General features: G+C 69.0%; 12 protein-coding genes. 9 read left to right on the top strand and 3 right to left on the bottom strand.

The annotated features are described in order from the left end of the window. Nucleotides 1–8: 8 nt before the first annotated feature. The 3 genes from IPG97_06210 to IPG97_06200 all read right to left on the bottom strand — a co-directional run bounded on the left by IPG97_06210 (nucleotide 9) and on the right by IPG97_06200 (nucleotide 2,884). On the bottom strand, nucleotides 9–770 hold the full coding sequence (locus IPG97_06210) for an SDR family oxidoreductase (protein MBK6856149.1): 762 nt from the start codon (nucleotides 768–770) through the stop codon (nucleotides 9–11). Between the two features lie 303 nt (nucleotides 771–1,073). Further along, nucleotides 1,074–1,736, bottom strand: coding sequence for a response regulator transcription factor (locus tag IPG97_06205; protein MBK6856148.1), 663 nt, complete (start codon nucleotides 1,734–1,736; stop codon nucleotides 1,074–1,076). After that, complete coding sequence (locus tag IPG97_06200; GenBank protein MBK6856147.1) at nucleotides 1,733–2,884, bottom strand: sensor histidine kinase; 1,152 nt, start codon at nucleotides 2,882–2,884, stop codon at nucleotides 1,733–1,735. The genes IPG97_06205 and IPG97_06200 overlap by 4 nt, the downstream gene beginning before the upstream one ends. 322 nt (nucleotides 2,885–3,206) lie before the next feature. Between IPG97_06200 and IPG97_06195 the strand changes: the two genes are divergently transcribed. The 9 genes from IPG97_06195 to IPG97_06155 all read left to right on the top strand — a co-directional run bounded on the left by IPG97_06195 (nucleotide 3,207) and on the right by IPG97_06155 (nucleotide 14,168). After that, nucleotides 3,207–3,926 carry an ATP-binding cassette domain-containing protein gene (locus tag IPG97_06195; GenBank protein MBK6856146.1) on the top strand — a complete coding sequence of 240 codons (720 nt, stop codon included), beginning with the start codon at nucleotides 3,207–3,209 and terminating at the stop codon, nucleotides 3,924–3,926. Continuing rightward, complete coding sequence (locus IPG97_06190; GenBank protein ID MBK6856145.1) at nucleotides 3,923–4,807, top strand: ABC transporter permease subunit; 885 nt, start codon at nucleotides 3,923–3,925, stop codon at nucleotides 4,805–4,807. Before IPG97_06195 ends, IPG97_06190 begins: the two co-directional genes overlap by 4 nt. A 319-nt stretch (nucleotides 4,808–5,126) precedes the next feature. Further along, entirely contained in the window at nucleotides 5,127–5,828 is a 702-nt protein-coding gene (locus IPG97_06185) for an ATP-binding cassette domain-containing protein (protein MBK6856144.1), read from the top strand. A gap of 63 nt (nucleotides 5,829–5,891) precedes the next feature. Further along, nucleotides 5,892–7,178: an ABC transporter substrate-binding protein gene (locus IPG97_06180; GenBank protein ID MBK6856143.1), complete on the top strand. Its 1,287-nt coding sequence runs from the start codon at nucleotides 5,892–5,894 to the stop codon at nucleotides 7,176–7,178. 10 nt (nucleotides 7,179–7,188) lie between these two features. Then, the gene (locus IPG97_06175; GenBank protein ID MBK6856142.1) at nucleotides 7,189–10,116 is read left to right on the top strand and encodes an ATP-binding cassette domain-containing protein; all 2,928 of its coding nucleotides are present in this window, start codon (nucleotides 7,189–7,191) and stop codon (nucleotides 10,114–10,116) included. A gap of 171 nt (nucleotides 10,117–10,287) precedes the next feature. Continuing rightward, nucleotides 10,288–10,980: a neutral/alkaline non-lysosomal ceramidase N-terminal domain-containing protein gene (locus tag IPG97_06170; protein ID MBK6856141.1), complete on the top strand. Its 693-nt coding sequence runs from the start codon at nucleotides 10,288–10,290 to the stop codon at nucleotides 10,978–10,980. Then, nucleotides 10,965–12,383 carry a neutral/alkaline non-lysosomal ceramidase N-terminal domain-containing protein gene (locus tag IPG97_06165; GenBank protein ID MBK6856140.1) on the top strand — a complete coding sequence of 473 codons (1,419 nt, stop codon included), beginning with the start codon at nucleotides 10,965–10,967 and terminating at the stop codon, nucleotides 12,381–12,383. Before IPG97_06170 ends, IPG97_06165 begins: the two co-directional genes overlap by 16 nt. Before the next feature lie 69 nt (nucleotides 12,384–12,452). Next, nucleotides 12,453–13,028 (top strand): TIGR03086 family protein, encoded by a 576-nt coding sequence (locus IPG97_06160; protein ID MBK6856139.1) that lies wholly within the window; start codon nucleotides 12,453–12,455, stop codon nucleotides 13,026–13,028. A gap of 75 nt (nucleotides 13,029–13,103) precedes the next feature. After that, nucleotides 13,104–14,168, top strand: a complete 1,065-nt coding sequence (locus IPG97_06155; protein MBK6856138.1) for a prolipoprotein diacylglyceryl transferase — start codon at nucleotides 13,104–13,106, stop codon at nucleotides 14,166–14,168. The last annotated feature ends 132 nt before the right edge of the window (nucleotides 14,169–14,300 follow it).

Below are 14,300 nucleotides of genomic sequence, written 5' to 3'. Positions count from 1 at the left end.
GGCTTGGGTCAGCAGGTGAGGCCGTGGTCGATGGGGACCACGGCGCCGGTTATGGCGGTGGCCTCATCCGAGGCCAGGAAGGCGATCAGGGCGGCGGGCTCTTCGGGCGCGAGAGACTTGCCGTTGACGCCCATCGCTTTGCGCATCAACTTCCAGTCCATGGCTTCGGGGAAGTCGATGGTGGACACCATCGGGGTGTCGACCTGGCCGGGGGAGATGGCGTTGACCCGGATGTTGTGCTTCACGTACTCCCAGGCGATGGAACGGGTCATCATGGCCACCCCACCCTTGGAGGCGCCGTACCCGGCGTTGTAGGCCTGCCCGAACATGCCGGCCGAGGACGCCACGTTGACGATGGCGCCACCACCGGCTTCGAGCATGGCGGGAATGGCGGCCCGACACATCACAAACGGGCCTCGGACGTTGACCCGCATCATCAGATCGAAGTCCGCCATCGACGCCTCATGCGTGATGGCGAAGCGCAGCACCCCGGCGACGTTGGCCAGCACCGTGGCCGGGCCCAGTTCGCTGGCGGCGTCGGCCACCGCGGTGGCCACCGCGGACTCATCGGCCACGTCGAGGGTCATGGCCAGGGCCCGGCCCCCGCCGCCGGTGATGGCCGTGGCCGTGTCGTGGACGGCCTCGGCCAGGTCGAAGCAGGCCACGCTGGCCCCTTCCGACGCCAGGCGCAGGGCGGTGGCCCGCCCTATGCCCGACGCGGCCCCGGTGACGATGGCGGTGCGTCCCTCGAATCGACCGGCAAAACCCATGGTGAAACCCTCTCGCTCGACAAGGCCGCACGGCCCCGAAATGACGAGGTGACCCTACAAGCCCCGACGAGAACACGTTCTAGTGCCGAGACCGGCAACCATTGCTGGGGTAGGGACTCACCTGCGCTGAACGCTGCCCGGTTCTCGTGGGCCGCCTTCGGCGGACGATTCCTGGTTCCGTCGAGCCTGGTCCTCACTTCGTTGCGGGGGCTCGACGGCGTTTGCTCAGTGGCTCGCAAGCTCGCAACAGCGCAAACGTTGTCTGTTGCAGCACTAGGCCCGGCCAAGGTGCGTCGGGAGGAGTCACCCCGGCATGCGGTCGGTCTCGTAGGCCCACATGGCGAGCTCGACTCGATTGCGAGCACCGAGCTTGTTCATCAGGCTGGCGAGGTGGGTCTTCACGGTGCTGAGGCTGATGGAGAGCTCGTCGGCGATCTCGGCGTTGGTTCGACCACGAGCGACGGTCACGAGCACCTGTTCCTCACGTTCGGTGAGCGGCTCGATCGGCTGTGCCGCCGGCTCCCTGGATGATGCCCCGCCGTCGGCGAAGGTGGACAGCAGCCGGGCGGTCACGCTCGGAGCGATGAGGGCGTCGCCGCTGGCGGCAGAGCGCACGGCCTGCGAGAGCAGGTCGGGTCCGGCGTCCTTGAGGAGGAATCCGCGTGCGCCGGCCTTGAGCGCCCCGTGCACGTACTCGTCCAGGTCGAACGTGGTGATCACCACGACGGCGAGCGGGTCCTCGACGTCCGGCCCCGCCAGCTGGCGGGTGACCTCGATGCCGTCCAGCTCGGGCATGCGGATGTCAAAGAGGCAGACGTCGGGGCGCAGCGAGCGGGCGAGCTCGAGCGCATCGCGACCGTCGACGGCCTCGGCCACCACCTCGATGCCGGGCTGGGCGTCGAGGATCATGCGCAGTCCGGTGCGCACGATGTCTTGGTCATCGGCGACCAGGACCCGGATCGTCACGTCGTCACCGCTCGACGGGGGAGCGTCGCCGCGACCGCCCAACCACCGCCGGGACGTGGACCTGCGTCGAACGTGCCCCCGAGGAGCTGGGCCCGCTCGGTCATCCCGACGAGCCCGAAGCCCGGTGCGGACAGCATCGACGTGCCGCTGCCTCGTCCATCGTCGACGACGGTGAGTCGAACGTGGTCGTCGTCGCCGTCGACCCGCACCTCCACCTTCGACGCGTGTCGAGCGTGGCGGAGGGCGTTGGTGACCGCTTCCTGGGCGAGGCGGAAGCAGGCGGCATCGACCGAAGGCCTGATCTCGTCGAGTCCGTCGGCGATCGTCACCGCCACTCGGGGCCCAGTTGCGCCGCCGTGTCTTTCGAGCTGAGGCAGGTCGCGGATGCCCTGCTGCGGCCGTAGATCGGCCTGGTCTCCCTGACGGAGGGCGACCACCATCGACCGCATCTCGTCGAGGGCACGGGTCGCCTCGTCCTCGATCACGCGCAGCGCCTCGACCGCCGCTTCGGGCCGGGTGGCGGCAACGACCCGACCGGCCTGCGCCTGCACCGCGATGGCCGAGACGTGGTGTGCCACGGTGTCGTGGAGCTCGCGGGCCAGCTCCGCCCGCTCGCGCGATCGCAGTCCCGCGACCTCCTCGGCCCGAAGGTCGGCGGCGTACCGGACGGCGAAGCCGATGGTGCACGAGAGCAGCATCACGAGGGCACCGCCGACGAGGTTGCCGCCAGGATGGCCAGCGACACCGGACACGGTCAGGGGGACCGTCATGACGAGGAGGCCGATCCCGACGTCTCGTCCCGACGCCCACCGCGTGAGCGCGTACGGGAGGACGAGCATGAACGCCGAGGTGTCGAGACCATCCCACGTCACATCTCCGACAATCGAGAGGGCCTCCACCGCGCTCGCCGTCCCGAAGCAGACCACGAACACCGGTAGCGGCCGGACTCGGCGCCAGGGCAGCAGTAAGGCGAGGCCGACCGTCACCACCAGCGAAGCGCCGCGCCACACCAACTGCTCGCGGGTGATGGCCTCCGTCGTCGCCAGCACGACCACCGCGGCGACGAACAACCAGTCACGCCCTGCTGGCCCGGGGGGATCAGCCGCCGGTGGTTTCGCCCAGTAAGGCCGGATCCGGTCCAACGCCACACCGCAAAGGGTACGAGACCCGGGGCTGAGCGGGATCGGCCAAAAGGATGATCTCTGCACCGACCGAACAGACGGTGCCGAAATGACCGGAATCCCGATGTGCGGTCGGTGCCGGATCCCGACGATGTCACCATGCCCATCACGACGACCACCCCGGTCTCCCCCCCCCCCCCCCCCCCCCCGGGGGCCCCGCGGGGGGGGCCGCCCCGCGGCGCCCCGCGGGGGGGGGGGGGGGCGCCGGGCCCCCCCCCGCCCCCGGGCGCGCGGGCCCCCCCGGGGGCCCCCCCCCCCCCCCCCCCCCCCCAACCCGGGGGGGCCGGCGATGATCAGCGTGACCGGTCTCACCAAGCACTACGGGGAGCGACGTGCGGTCGACGACCTCAGCTTCGAGTTGAGAGCCGGCAGGGTCACCGGCTTCGTCGGCCCTAACGGCGCTGGCAAGTCCACCACCATGCGGATGATGGTTGACCTCACCCGTCCCGACCGGGGTGAGGTCCGCTACGACGGTGTCCGCTTCGCGGACCTCACCCACCCGTCGCGGACCGTGGGTGCGGTCCTGGACGCCCGCTGCATGCACCCGGGTCGCACCGCCCGGAACCACCTCCGAGTCGCCGCCGCCCTCAGCTCCATTCCGGTCGCCCGGGTAGACGAGGTGCTGGCCGACGTGGGACTCGAGAGCGTGGCCGATGAGCGGGCGGGTCGGTTCTCGCTCGGCATGCGCCAGCGGCTGGCACTCGCTTCTTCCCTGCTGGGAGACCCCCGGGTCCTGCTGCTCGACGAGCCGTCCAACGGCCTGGACCCCGACGGTATCCGCTGGCTGCGGATCCGGCTTCGCCGCTTCGCCGACGCCGGCGGCACGGTCCTCGTGTCCAGCCACCTCATCGCCGAGCTCGCCAAGTTGGCCGACGACCTCGTCGTCGTCGGCGCCGGAAAGCTCATCGCCGCCGAGACCGTCGACTCCGTCACCACCCGGACCGGGCTGTCCCTCGAGGACAGCCTCCTCGAGATGACCACGGCCGCCGCCGAGTTCACCGCCCCATGACCACCGACACGACCTCCCGGATGACCCCAGGCACCGCCAATGCCACCACCGAGCACGAGGAAACCCACATGACCACCACCGAGGCATCGCTCCCACTGGCCGACGAGGTCACGAACATCAGCGGCCCGCGTCCGGCAGGCCATCTGGCCGCGGTCCTGCGCAGCGAACGGATCAAGGCCACCACCGTGCGGGCCAACCAGGTCCTCGTCACCTCCTCGGCGATCATCGGGCTGCTCATCTCTTGGGCCACCGCCGCCTTCGTAACCGACGATGTCCTCACCGCCGCCGACGTCTTCGTCTATCCGACACTGCTGACCGCGGTGCTCGCCGCCATCGCCGGCGTCCTGCTGTTCACCACCGAGGTGCAGCACGGCACCCTTCCCGCCGCCCTCACCGCCCACCCGTCACGGTGGCCCGTCGTGGCTGCAAAGTCGCTCGTGGCCACCGGCTTCGGCCTGGTCCTGGGGGTAGTCGGCCTTACCGCGGGATTCGTGGGCGCGCTCGCCGGCGGCCTCGAGGTCGGCGACACCTCGGGCATGGTGACGACGGTGCTCTGGGCGCTGCTCTACACCGTTGGAGCAGCGCTGCTCGGTCTCGGAGTCGGGATTGTGGTCCGCCACAGCGCGGGCGCAGTCTCCGGCCTGCTCGTCTGGTGGCTGGTCGTCGAGGGCATGGTCGTCTCCTTTGCCCCCGTCCAGGTCGTCCGGTTCGTGCCCTTCGATGCCGGCGCCCGCACGCTCGGCATCGAGACCGACATGGACCGGCCCGAGGTCGTCGCCGCAAGACTGGCGAACGCCGTCCACGCCTCGATCTTTTGGGGCTACGTCATCGCCGCCCTGGTCCTGGGGACGGTCCTGCTGGTCCGACGCGACGCGGACTGAGACGACGATCGCCACTGGTCGGCAGACACCCGTTCCCTCCGGCGGCCGTCGTTGGTGACCGGCACGAAGTCGTCCAGAGTGGGTCCCCCCAGGCGCAGCGAACGCTGTCGTCTCTGGTCGTGGTCTTGGCCGGAGACCGCACCGCGGACCGGGGGCGGGCAGGTCCGGTACTGTGGCACAACCGGTCAGGGGAGATCGGTGCCGGCAAGGGGAGCACTTCGCGTTGACCAATCCAGCCGACGATGCCGCCGTACCCGCGCTGCGTCTAGCGGACGTGGGCGTGCGCTTCGGTGGGATCGCGGCCCTGGACCGGGTGTCGATGACGGTGAAGTCGGGCGAGATCTGCGGCCTGATCGGCGCCAACGGAGCCGGCAAGACCACCCTGTTCGACGTGATCTCGGGGATCCGGGTGCCCGACTCCGGTCAGGTCGAACTGCACGGCCGTACCGTCACCGGCTGGTCACCTCACCGCCGGGCCCGGGCCGGGCTCAGGCGGACCTTCCAGCGGGTGCAGGTCTTCGGATGGTTGACCATCGAGGAGAACCTGTTGGTGGCCGGTGAGTGGCACGGCGGTGGCGGCGGTGTGTTGGCCGATCTGGTGGGCGCTCCCACCCGGCGGAGCCGAGAACGTGAACGACGAGACCGCGCCCGAGAGGTGCTGGTCCGCTGCGGTCTGGAGCGCGTTGGTTCGCGCCAGGCCACCGGTCTCCCCATCGGAACGGCCCGCTTGGTCGAACTGGGACGCGCCCTGATGGACCGTCCCAGCCTCTTGTTGCTAGACGAGCCGGCATCGGGACTCGACCATGCCGACATCGAACGGTTCGCCGCCGTGGTGGAGGGAGTGCGAGACGACGACGGCACCTCGGTCCTGCTCGTCGAACACGACGTGGCCTTTGTGCTCAGCCACTGTGACCGGGTGGTGGCCCTCCACCTCGGTCAGGTGCTGGCCCAAGGCTCCCCCGACGACATTCGCCACGACCCCGCAGTCCGTGAGGCCTATCTCGGCACGCACACCGTCTGAACCGACTGTTACAACCCTGCCCCGTCCAACCCCCAGACCCACCCCTGACCCTCGGAGGAATCCATGAAGCTCACCGGTCCCAACCCACCGAGCCGTAGCCGCTCCCGTCGCAGAGCGCTGGTGGCCGTGATGGCATCGGCCTCGTTGCTGATGGCGAGTTGCTCGGAGAGCACCAAGGACGAAGGCGCCTCCACCACCACGGCCGCCGGTGGGGGCGGCACCACCACCGAGCCCACCACCCGCACGACCCGGGGTGTCACCGACACCACCATCAAGGTGGGCGGGGTGGTGTTCGACACCTACTACGGCGACGCCCGCGTCGGCGTGGAAGCCCGTCTCAAGCAGGTGAACGACGCCGGCGGCGTCCACGGCCGCAAGATCGAAGTGGTCGAGATCGAGAACGACAACAACGAACCCACCAAGGGAGCCGAGATCACCCAGCGCCTGGTGGAACAAGAAGAGGTGTTCGCCATGCTGCCGGTGCTGTCGGGGCAATTCGGCGGTGGCGACTACATCGTGGAGAACAACATCCCCACCTTCGGTTGGGGTACCCACCCGGCATTCTGCGGCAACACCGTGGCCTTCGGCTTCACCGGATGTGTCACCAACCCGGACCTGACCGTGGGATCCAACGCCTTGGGAACCGTCTTGGAGGAGCACTTCGGCACCTCCGACATGAAGGTGGCCTTCATCGGCGAAGACAACGACTCGGGTCGCGGTGGCCTGGCGCTGCTGTCGGCCTCGGTGGCCGACCGGGGCTTCGAGGTGGTGTTGGAGGACAACTCCCTGCCCGCTCCCCCCGACGTGGTTGGTGACCCCAGCCCGTTCGTCACCAAGATCCTCGACTCGGATCCCGACATCGTCTACCTGATCGCCACCCTGTCGGGTACCAGCCTGGCCGCCGCCCTCCAGAACGCCGGGTTCGACGGGACCATCATCACCCCGTCCTACAGCCCGCTCCTGCTCGGCGCCCCCGGCTATGACGGCGTGTTCGTCAACACCCAGTTCTCCATGGACCCCGAGGTACCAGCCAATGCCGCCATGCTCGAAGCCGTGAAGGAGGTCAAGCCCGACCAGAAGCTGAACCTGGCCGTGTCGGCGGGCTACTGGGTGACCGACATGTTCATCAAGGCCCTCGAGGAGACCGGCGAGGACCTGACCGTGGAGAAGTTCCTGGCCACCCTGAACGGCGGCGACTTCACCTTCGAGGTGGAAGGCGTGGTCGGGCCGTCGACCTGGCCAGCCAAGCACGACGAGCCGGTGCCGTGCGCCGCCCTGGTCGAGGTGAAGGGGACCGAGTTCGTGCCCACCATCCCGCTCACATGCGGCGAGACCATCAAGGTGGGGTGACGGTCCACCCTTGACCGAGCTACTCAGCCTCGTGGTGGCCGGCGCCGTCGCCGGCGGCCTCTACGCCATCATGGCCTCGGGCCTGGTCCTCACCTACCAGGCCTCGGGCGTGTTCAACCTGGGTCACGGGGCGGTGGCCTTCACCACCGCCCTCACCTTCCATGTCCTCAACCAGCCTCACGATGAGGGAGGCCTCGGCCTCCCCATCGTGGTGGCCGGGTTGATCGCGGTCGGTGTGGTGGCCCCGTTGATCGGGCTGATGCTCGACGTCGCGTTGTTCCGTCGTCTGTCCTCGGCCCCTGAAGCAGCACGCCTGGTCGGTGGCATCGGTGTGCTGATCGCGTTGCCGGCAGCGGCGCTGTTGTTGATCCAGATTGTCAACGGAGTGTTCGGAACGGAGTTGCCCGATGCCACCGGTCAATCCGGAACCAGCCCGCCAGGGCTGGGCCCGGTTCCGGCTCGGAGCTTCCAACTGACCCAAGGTGTGGCCATCACCTCGGACCAGTTGGCGGTGGTGGTGGCCGCGGCCGCGGCTGCCGGCGGGCTCTGGTACCTGATGCGGCGCACCCGGCTCGGCCTGGAGACCAGGGCCGGGGTCGACCGGCCGGTCCTGGCCCGTCTGCGAGGCATAGACACCGATCGGTCATCGCGCATCGTCTGGTCCTTGAGCTCTGCGCTGGCCGGGTTGGCCGGCGTGTTGATCGCCCCCATGTTCGACCTGAGCGCACTCACGTTCCACATGATCGTGTTCACGTCCTTCACCGCCGCGGTGGCGGCCCGCCTGCGTTCGGTGCCGATGGCCTTCGCCGCCGGCATCGGGCTCGGCGTGATCCAGAACCTGGTCTACGGCTACGCCCCCGACGTATTGGCCGACGTGTCGGGGTTCCGGACCTCGGTGCCGTTCATCTTGTTGTTCGTGCTCATGTTCTTCGTACCGTCCCGAGGACGCGAGGCGGGATCGGTGGCCGAAGAGGCCCCGGTCGAAGACCCCCGCAGCGACCTGGCGCCATGGCGCAAGCGGGCGCCCTGGGCCGCGGCCGGCCTGGCGCTGATGGCCTACGGGTTCTTCGTGGCCGACGCCTACTGGACCGGGATCATCAACCGCGGTTTGGTTCTGGGCCTGGTGTTCTTGTCGTTCGTGGTGGTCACCGGTTTCGGGGGCATGATCAATCTGGCCCAGGCCACCTTCGTGACCGTCGGAGGGTTCACGGCGGGGTGGCTGGTCAACCACCAGTGGCCGTCGACGGTTCCCGTCCTCATGAACAACGGCCGCATGACGTTCTGGATGGCCACCATCGCCGCGGTGGTCGTGACCACCCTGGTCGGCCTGTTGGTCGCCTTGCCTTCGCTGCGACTCGGCGGGCTGGCCCTGGCCCTGGCCACCTTGGCCTTGGCCCTGGTCGGTGACCGGCTGGTGTTCCAGCTCGGCGGTGTCCGCAACGGGACCCGGGGCTGGTCGGTTCCCAAACCGGCCTACGGTCCGGTCGACCTGGGCGACCCGGTCACGTTGATGGTGGTGCTGTTGGTTTTGGTGGTGTTGGTGGTCGGGTTGGTCGGCAACCTTCAACGGTCCGCCACGGGCCGGGCGGTGCTGGCCCTTCGGTCCTCACCGGCGGCCGCTGCGACCGCCGGCATCGACCCAGTACGAACCAAGCTCACCGTGTTCGCGGTGTCGGCGGCGCTGGCTGGTTTCGCCGGTTCGTTCTTCGCCTTGGTCAACAGCCCGATCACCAACACCAGCGCCCCGCCATTGCTCGGGATCGTGTGGTTGGCGGTCGCTGTCACCTTCGGAGTGCGTCGACCGGGCGGGGCCGTGGTGGCCGGCTTGGTGTACGCCCTGATGCCACCGGTGCTGGGTGGGATCGGTGGCTCATGGGGGGCGCCGTGGGACCGGTTGCCCGACACGTTGCGTGACGTGCTGGCCGCCCCTGAGTTCGCCGCCATGTTGTTCGGCCTCGGTGCTGTGGGCCTGGCCCGCCAACCCGACGGCGTGCTGGCCGAGGTCGGCCACTCGCTGCGGGCCCGCCGAGACCGCCGGTCCCCGGTCGTGGCTCCTGTTCTCGCTTCCACCTCCACCGAGGTCGCGGTCGAGGCCGGCGTGGGAGCGGGCCCGACAGCCAGTGGCACCGGCCGCGACGAAGACGTGGAAGCCGGCGTGGCCGGACCCGCGGCCGCGGGGGTGGCGGAGCCGTCGTCGCACGGCCCGGTCGCCCCGTCGTTCAAGGAGCGGCCCGAGCCAGCCGAGGCCTGGGCACTGGACCTGAGATCCATCACCGCTGGATATGGAGAGGTCGAGGTATTGCACGACGTGTCGGTGGCGGTCGCCCCCGGCGAGGTGGTGGCCGTGTTGGGGGCCAACGGCGCCGGCAAGTCGACCCTGTGCGCGGTGGCTGGCGGCCTGGTCGAGGCGAGCACCGGGCAGGTCGTGCTCGGTGGCGTCGACGTGACCTCCCACCCCACCCACCTGCGAGCGCGGGGCGGTCTGGTGCTGGCGCCCGAGGCCCGGGGCATCTTCCCCGGCCTCACCGTGGACGACAACCTGGCCATCCGCCTGCGTACCCCCGAGGCCCGACGGGCGGCCAAGGACCGGTTCCCGATCCTGGACGAACGGGCCGGCCAGGAGGCTGGCCTCCTGTCGGGTGGCGAACAGCAGCAGCTGGCTCTGGCGGTGGCCCTAGCCGACCCGCCCCCGGTGTTCGTGGCCGACGAACCGACGCTGGGACTGGCCCCGATGGCCACCCGAACGGTGGTGGAGGCGCTGGACGAGCTGCGCCAGTTCGGTACCGCGGTGGTGTTGGTGGAAGAGCAAGCGGCGGCGGGGCTCGAGCTGGCCGACCGCGTTGTGCTCATGGAGCTGGGTCGGGTCACATGGGACGGCCCCCGTGCCGACCTCGATGTGGACCGCCTCACCGCCTCCTACCTAGGCGACCCGGTCTGATCCTGGATCCACCGAAAGGCAGAGCCTTCCGGCGGAGTTCGGTCGCCGGCCACACGGCCGACGGCTTCGCTACGACGCGGAACGACCCGGCAGACGCGCCGTTCGGTAGCCTGCCGGGCCGACCGCGTCAGCGGTTCCGGCCCACATCTCACCGTCTACCGAGGATCAGCCATGACCAGGTCTCCACTCTCGGGTGATCCGGCCACAACCCGGAAGTTCATGCGTTCTGATCGGCTGAGGTTCTCGGTCACGCCCCGCCCTCCCGTCGAGTTGCCCGAGGTAGAGGGGCTGCTGGCCGGCGCCGCCCTCGTCGACATCACCCCTCCGCCGGGAATGCCCAAGGCCGGTTACTCGGCCAACGCCCACACCGGTAACGGGTTCCACACCCGGTTGCGGGCCGCCATCACCCACCTGCGTTCGGGTCGGTCGTCACTGGCCATCGTCCAACTCGACCTGTTGGGAGGGTCGCCGATTCTCCAACACCTGGTGGCCGAAGCGGTGGCCGAGGAGACCGACATCCCGCTGGCGGGAATCTGGATGGGTGCCACCCACACCCACGCCGGACCGGGCCAGTTCCTGGGATCGGACTTCTACAACCAGCACGCGTCGAACAAGGCCGGTTTCGACCCGGGGTGGACCCAGTTCCTGGTCGAGCGCATCTCGACAGGGATCATCGACGCCTATCGTCGCCGGGGACCGGCCCGGGCCGCCTTCGGGACCTGTGAAGTCTGGGGGTTGACCCGCAATCGTTCGCTGGACCCACACGTCCAGAACCGCAGCGTCACCGACAAGCGCCAGGATCCTCAACGCAAGTGGGTGGCCGTCAACCCTGAGCTTCACCTGCTGAGGTGGACCGCGTGGTAGGGGCGGGGACTGAGCCCCTGACGGCGGCGGTGGTGTTCTCCATCCACGGCACCGGCATCTCCATGAAAGCCCGGGAGTACAACGCCGACCTGTGGGCCTACCTCAAGGGCGAACTGGGGGACCGGATCGAGGATACGTCCGGTACCCGACCGGTGGTGGGGGCCATGGAGGGCACCCATGCCGACGTGGCGCCCGCGCTGCGTCCGAGCCTGGCTGGTCACCGCGAAGCCAAGCGGATAGGCGCCGGGGTCGGTGCCGAAGCCTTCGAGCTGTACCGGACTCTCGGTGACACCCTCTCCGATCGGATTCCACTCGACGTCGGCTTGCGTGAGATCGACCTGGACGTGGCCCAGAACCGTCGGATCGACGGGACCGAACTGCCCGACCGGCCAGCGGTGGGCGCGGCGCTGGTGGCGGGGGCCACCGAGAACTTGACCCCGGTCGTCAACCACATCCCCCCGTTCAAGCCGGGAACACCCAAACGCTGGGGTACGGCCAACAGCCAAGGCGAGAAGTGGGTCATCGGTTCCCGTTGGCTCCAACCCGTGGTGTTGCCCAAGCGGGGCTTTCCCCGGGTCATGCCGCTCCAGGTGGTGCGGGTGGGGGACCGGGTGCTGGTCGGGCTGCCGTTCGAGACCACCGTCGAGTCCGGTCGTCGGGTGGCGGCCGCGGTCCGAGACGCCCTGGCGACCAGTCGGCCCGACATCGCCGGGGAGGTCGATGCGCCCGGAGCCCTCGACGATCATGACCTCCCGAAGGTGATCGTGTCTTCGGTGGTCAACGACTACTGGGGCTATGTGGCCACCGCCGAGGAGTACACCCGTCAGTTCTACGAAGGCGGCCACACCCTCTACGGCCCTGACACCCAGCAGTTCGTGGCCGCCCAAGCCGGGCGCCTGGCTCGCGACACCGTGGACCGATCGGTGTTCGCCGATGTGTGCGCGCAGCGGTCCTGGGACGTCGGGGTGCGGAGGTTCCTACCCAAGCCGACGCTGGCGGGTTCGGGTTCATCAGCGGTGTCGGCCGAGCCGGTGCGGGGCTTCGAACGAGGAGCGCGGTTCACCGACCCGACGGCCACCACCGACGGCTTCTGGGAACAGACGTGGATCGACGTCGCCCCCGGAGATCTGCACTGGCACGAGCCGTTGCTACGAGTCGAGTCCAGCGACGACAACGGTCGGACCTGGGAGTTGGCCCTCGATCACGGGCGCCGCGTGGACGACCAGGGTTGGTCGTTGGCCGTCACCCACCTGGGACCGGTCGGCGACGCCACGACCGCCGGTGGCGGGCATCGGTACAAGGTGCGCTGGTTCGAGCCGGTGCACCGCTTCGGCCGCCGCCACCGCTTCGTGCTGGTGGCCAACGCCAACCGCCCCGAGGTGGCCGGTCATCTCTTCGACTGAGGCGCGGCTCCTCTGCTGATCGGCCAACAATCGCGGGCACGGATCGGCGCCAGGCGCGAACATCTCCTCATGAGCGAAATCGATCTGGAAGCGCGGCCGGAAACGATCGCCGAGCGATATCACCGGTTGGCAGACCTGTTCGCCGACACCGTGGCCGACGTCGACATTCACCGCTGGAATGACCCATCACCTTGTGAGGACTGGTCGGTGCTGGACGTGCTTCGCCACGTCATCGAGACCCAGAGCTTGGTGGCCGGTTTCATGGGACGAGAGCTCGGACCGGGCCCGTCGCCGGGTAGCGACCCGGTCGGAGCCTGGCTCAACGTGAGCGACCAGATCTACGCCCAACTCCAAGATCCGGCATTGGCCCTCGAACAGTTCGATGGCCTGGCCGAGCCGATGCCGTGGGAACAGGTCGTCGACAAGCTGTTGAGCTTCGACCTAGTGGTGCACCGCTGGGACATCGGCCATGGTGTCGACCTCCCGGTGGTGATCGATGCCGACGATGTCGAGTGGGCCATGGCCGCAGCCCAGGGCATGGGTGAAGACCTGCGCAGCGAGGGGGTTTGCGGTCCTGGCCTCGAACCCTCCGCCGATGCCGATGCCCAGACTCGCTTGCTGGCGTTCCTGGGGCGTCGGGCCTGAGGCTGACCATGTCGCGGTCCTAGGCGTGCTAGCCCGGTGGCTGTGGCCAACTCTGATCTGACCGTTCTCGGAGCGCTGAGCGCGTCGATTCCCAGCCCGTCGGTGAACGTGTGGGAGATCGGCCCGCTGTCGCTGCACATCTACGGCTTGTGCATCGCCTTGGGGGTGGTGGCCGCGGTCACCATCTCGTCTCGACGCTGGCAGGCCAGAGGTGGCGATCCCGACGACATCAGCACCATCGCCATCTGGGCAGTTCCGGCGGGCGTGATCGGAGCTCGGCTCTACCACGTGGCCACCGACTGGAAGATGTACCGCGACGATTGGGTCGACGCCCTGAAGATCACCCAGGGTGGCCTCGGCATCCCAGGTGGGATCGCGGCCGGGGTACTGGTGGGCTGGTGGGTGGTGCGGCGCCACGGCTGGCCGATCCGTGACCTGCTCGACGTGGTCGCTCCCGCCATCCCGGTCGCTCAGGCCATCGGCCGCGTCGGCAACTGGTTCAACCAGGAGGTTTTCGGCGGGCCGACCGACCTCCCTTGGGGGCTGGAGATCGATCCCGAGCACCGACCGGCCGGGTTGGAGTCCTATGAGACCTTCCACCCGACCTTTCTGTACGAGGCTCTGTGGAACCTGTCGCTGGCCGGGTTCATCATCTGGTTGGACCGGCGCAAGGTGTTGCGTCGGGGCGAGCTGTTTCTGGTCTACGTCTTCGGTTACGCGGTGGGACGGCTTTGGGTCGAGTCACTGCGTTCGGATCCGGCGTCGCTGATCTTGGGGATGAGGGTCAACACCTGGATGAGCATCGTGGTGGCTTTGGGGGCGGCGTTCGCCTTCTGGTGGGGGCGGCGCAAGCCGCTGACGGCGACCGCAGGGGACGCGGTCGGGGCCATGGCCGATGGCGGCACTCGCCCAGCAGCAGAGTCGACCGGAGCCGACAGCGATGACTCGAGGCGCCCGGCCGAGGAAGCCGGGGAAACTACAGGAGACGACGACCGTGAGGTCGCAGGCGACCCGACGTCAGATCAGGGCGACTCAGATCCTGGATCCGACGGCGATGGGGGCGGACACAGCACCGGCAGCGGTGGTACTGACAGCGGTGGTACTGATGTGGGTGGCAGTGACGGGGGCGGCGGCGACTAGATCTCGATCCAGCGCTCGAACAAGGGTCGTGCTCGATCCTCCCCGGGTACCCATTCGTATCCGGCTCTCAGGTACTTCCCAGGTTGTTCACGACCTGTGTTCAGGTCGAGTCGCGAACATCGGCTTCGACAC

This window comes from Microthrixaceae bacterium (genome assembly GCA_016702505.1).
GTDB lineage: Bacteria > Actinomycetota > Acidimicrobiia > Acidimicrobiales > Iamiaceae > Aquihabitans.
Note: the sequence above shows the minus strand (reverse complement) of the source record. Positions and strands in the feature narration are given on the sequence as shown.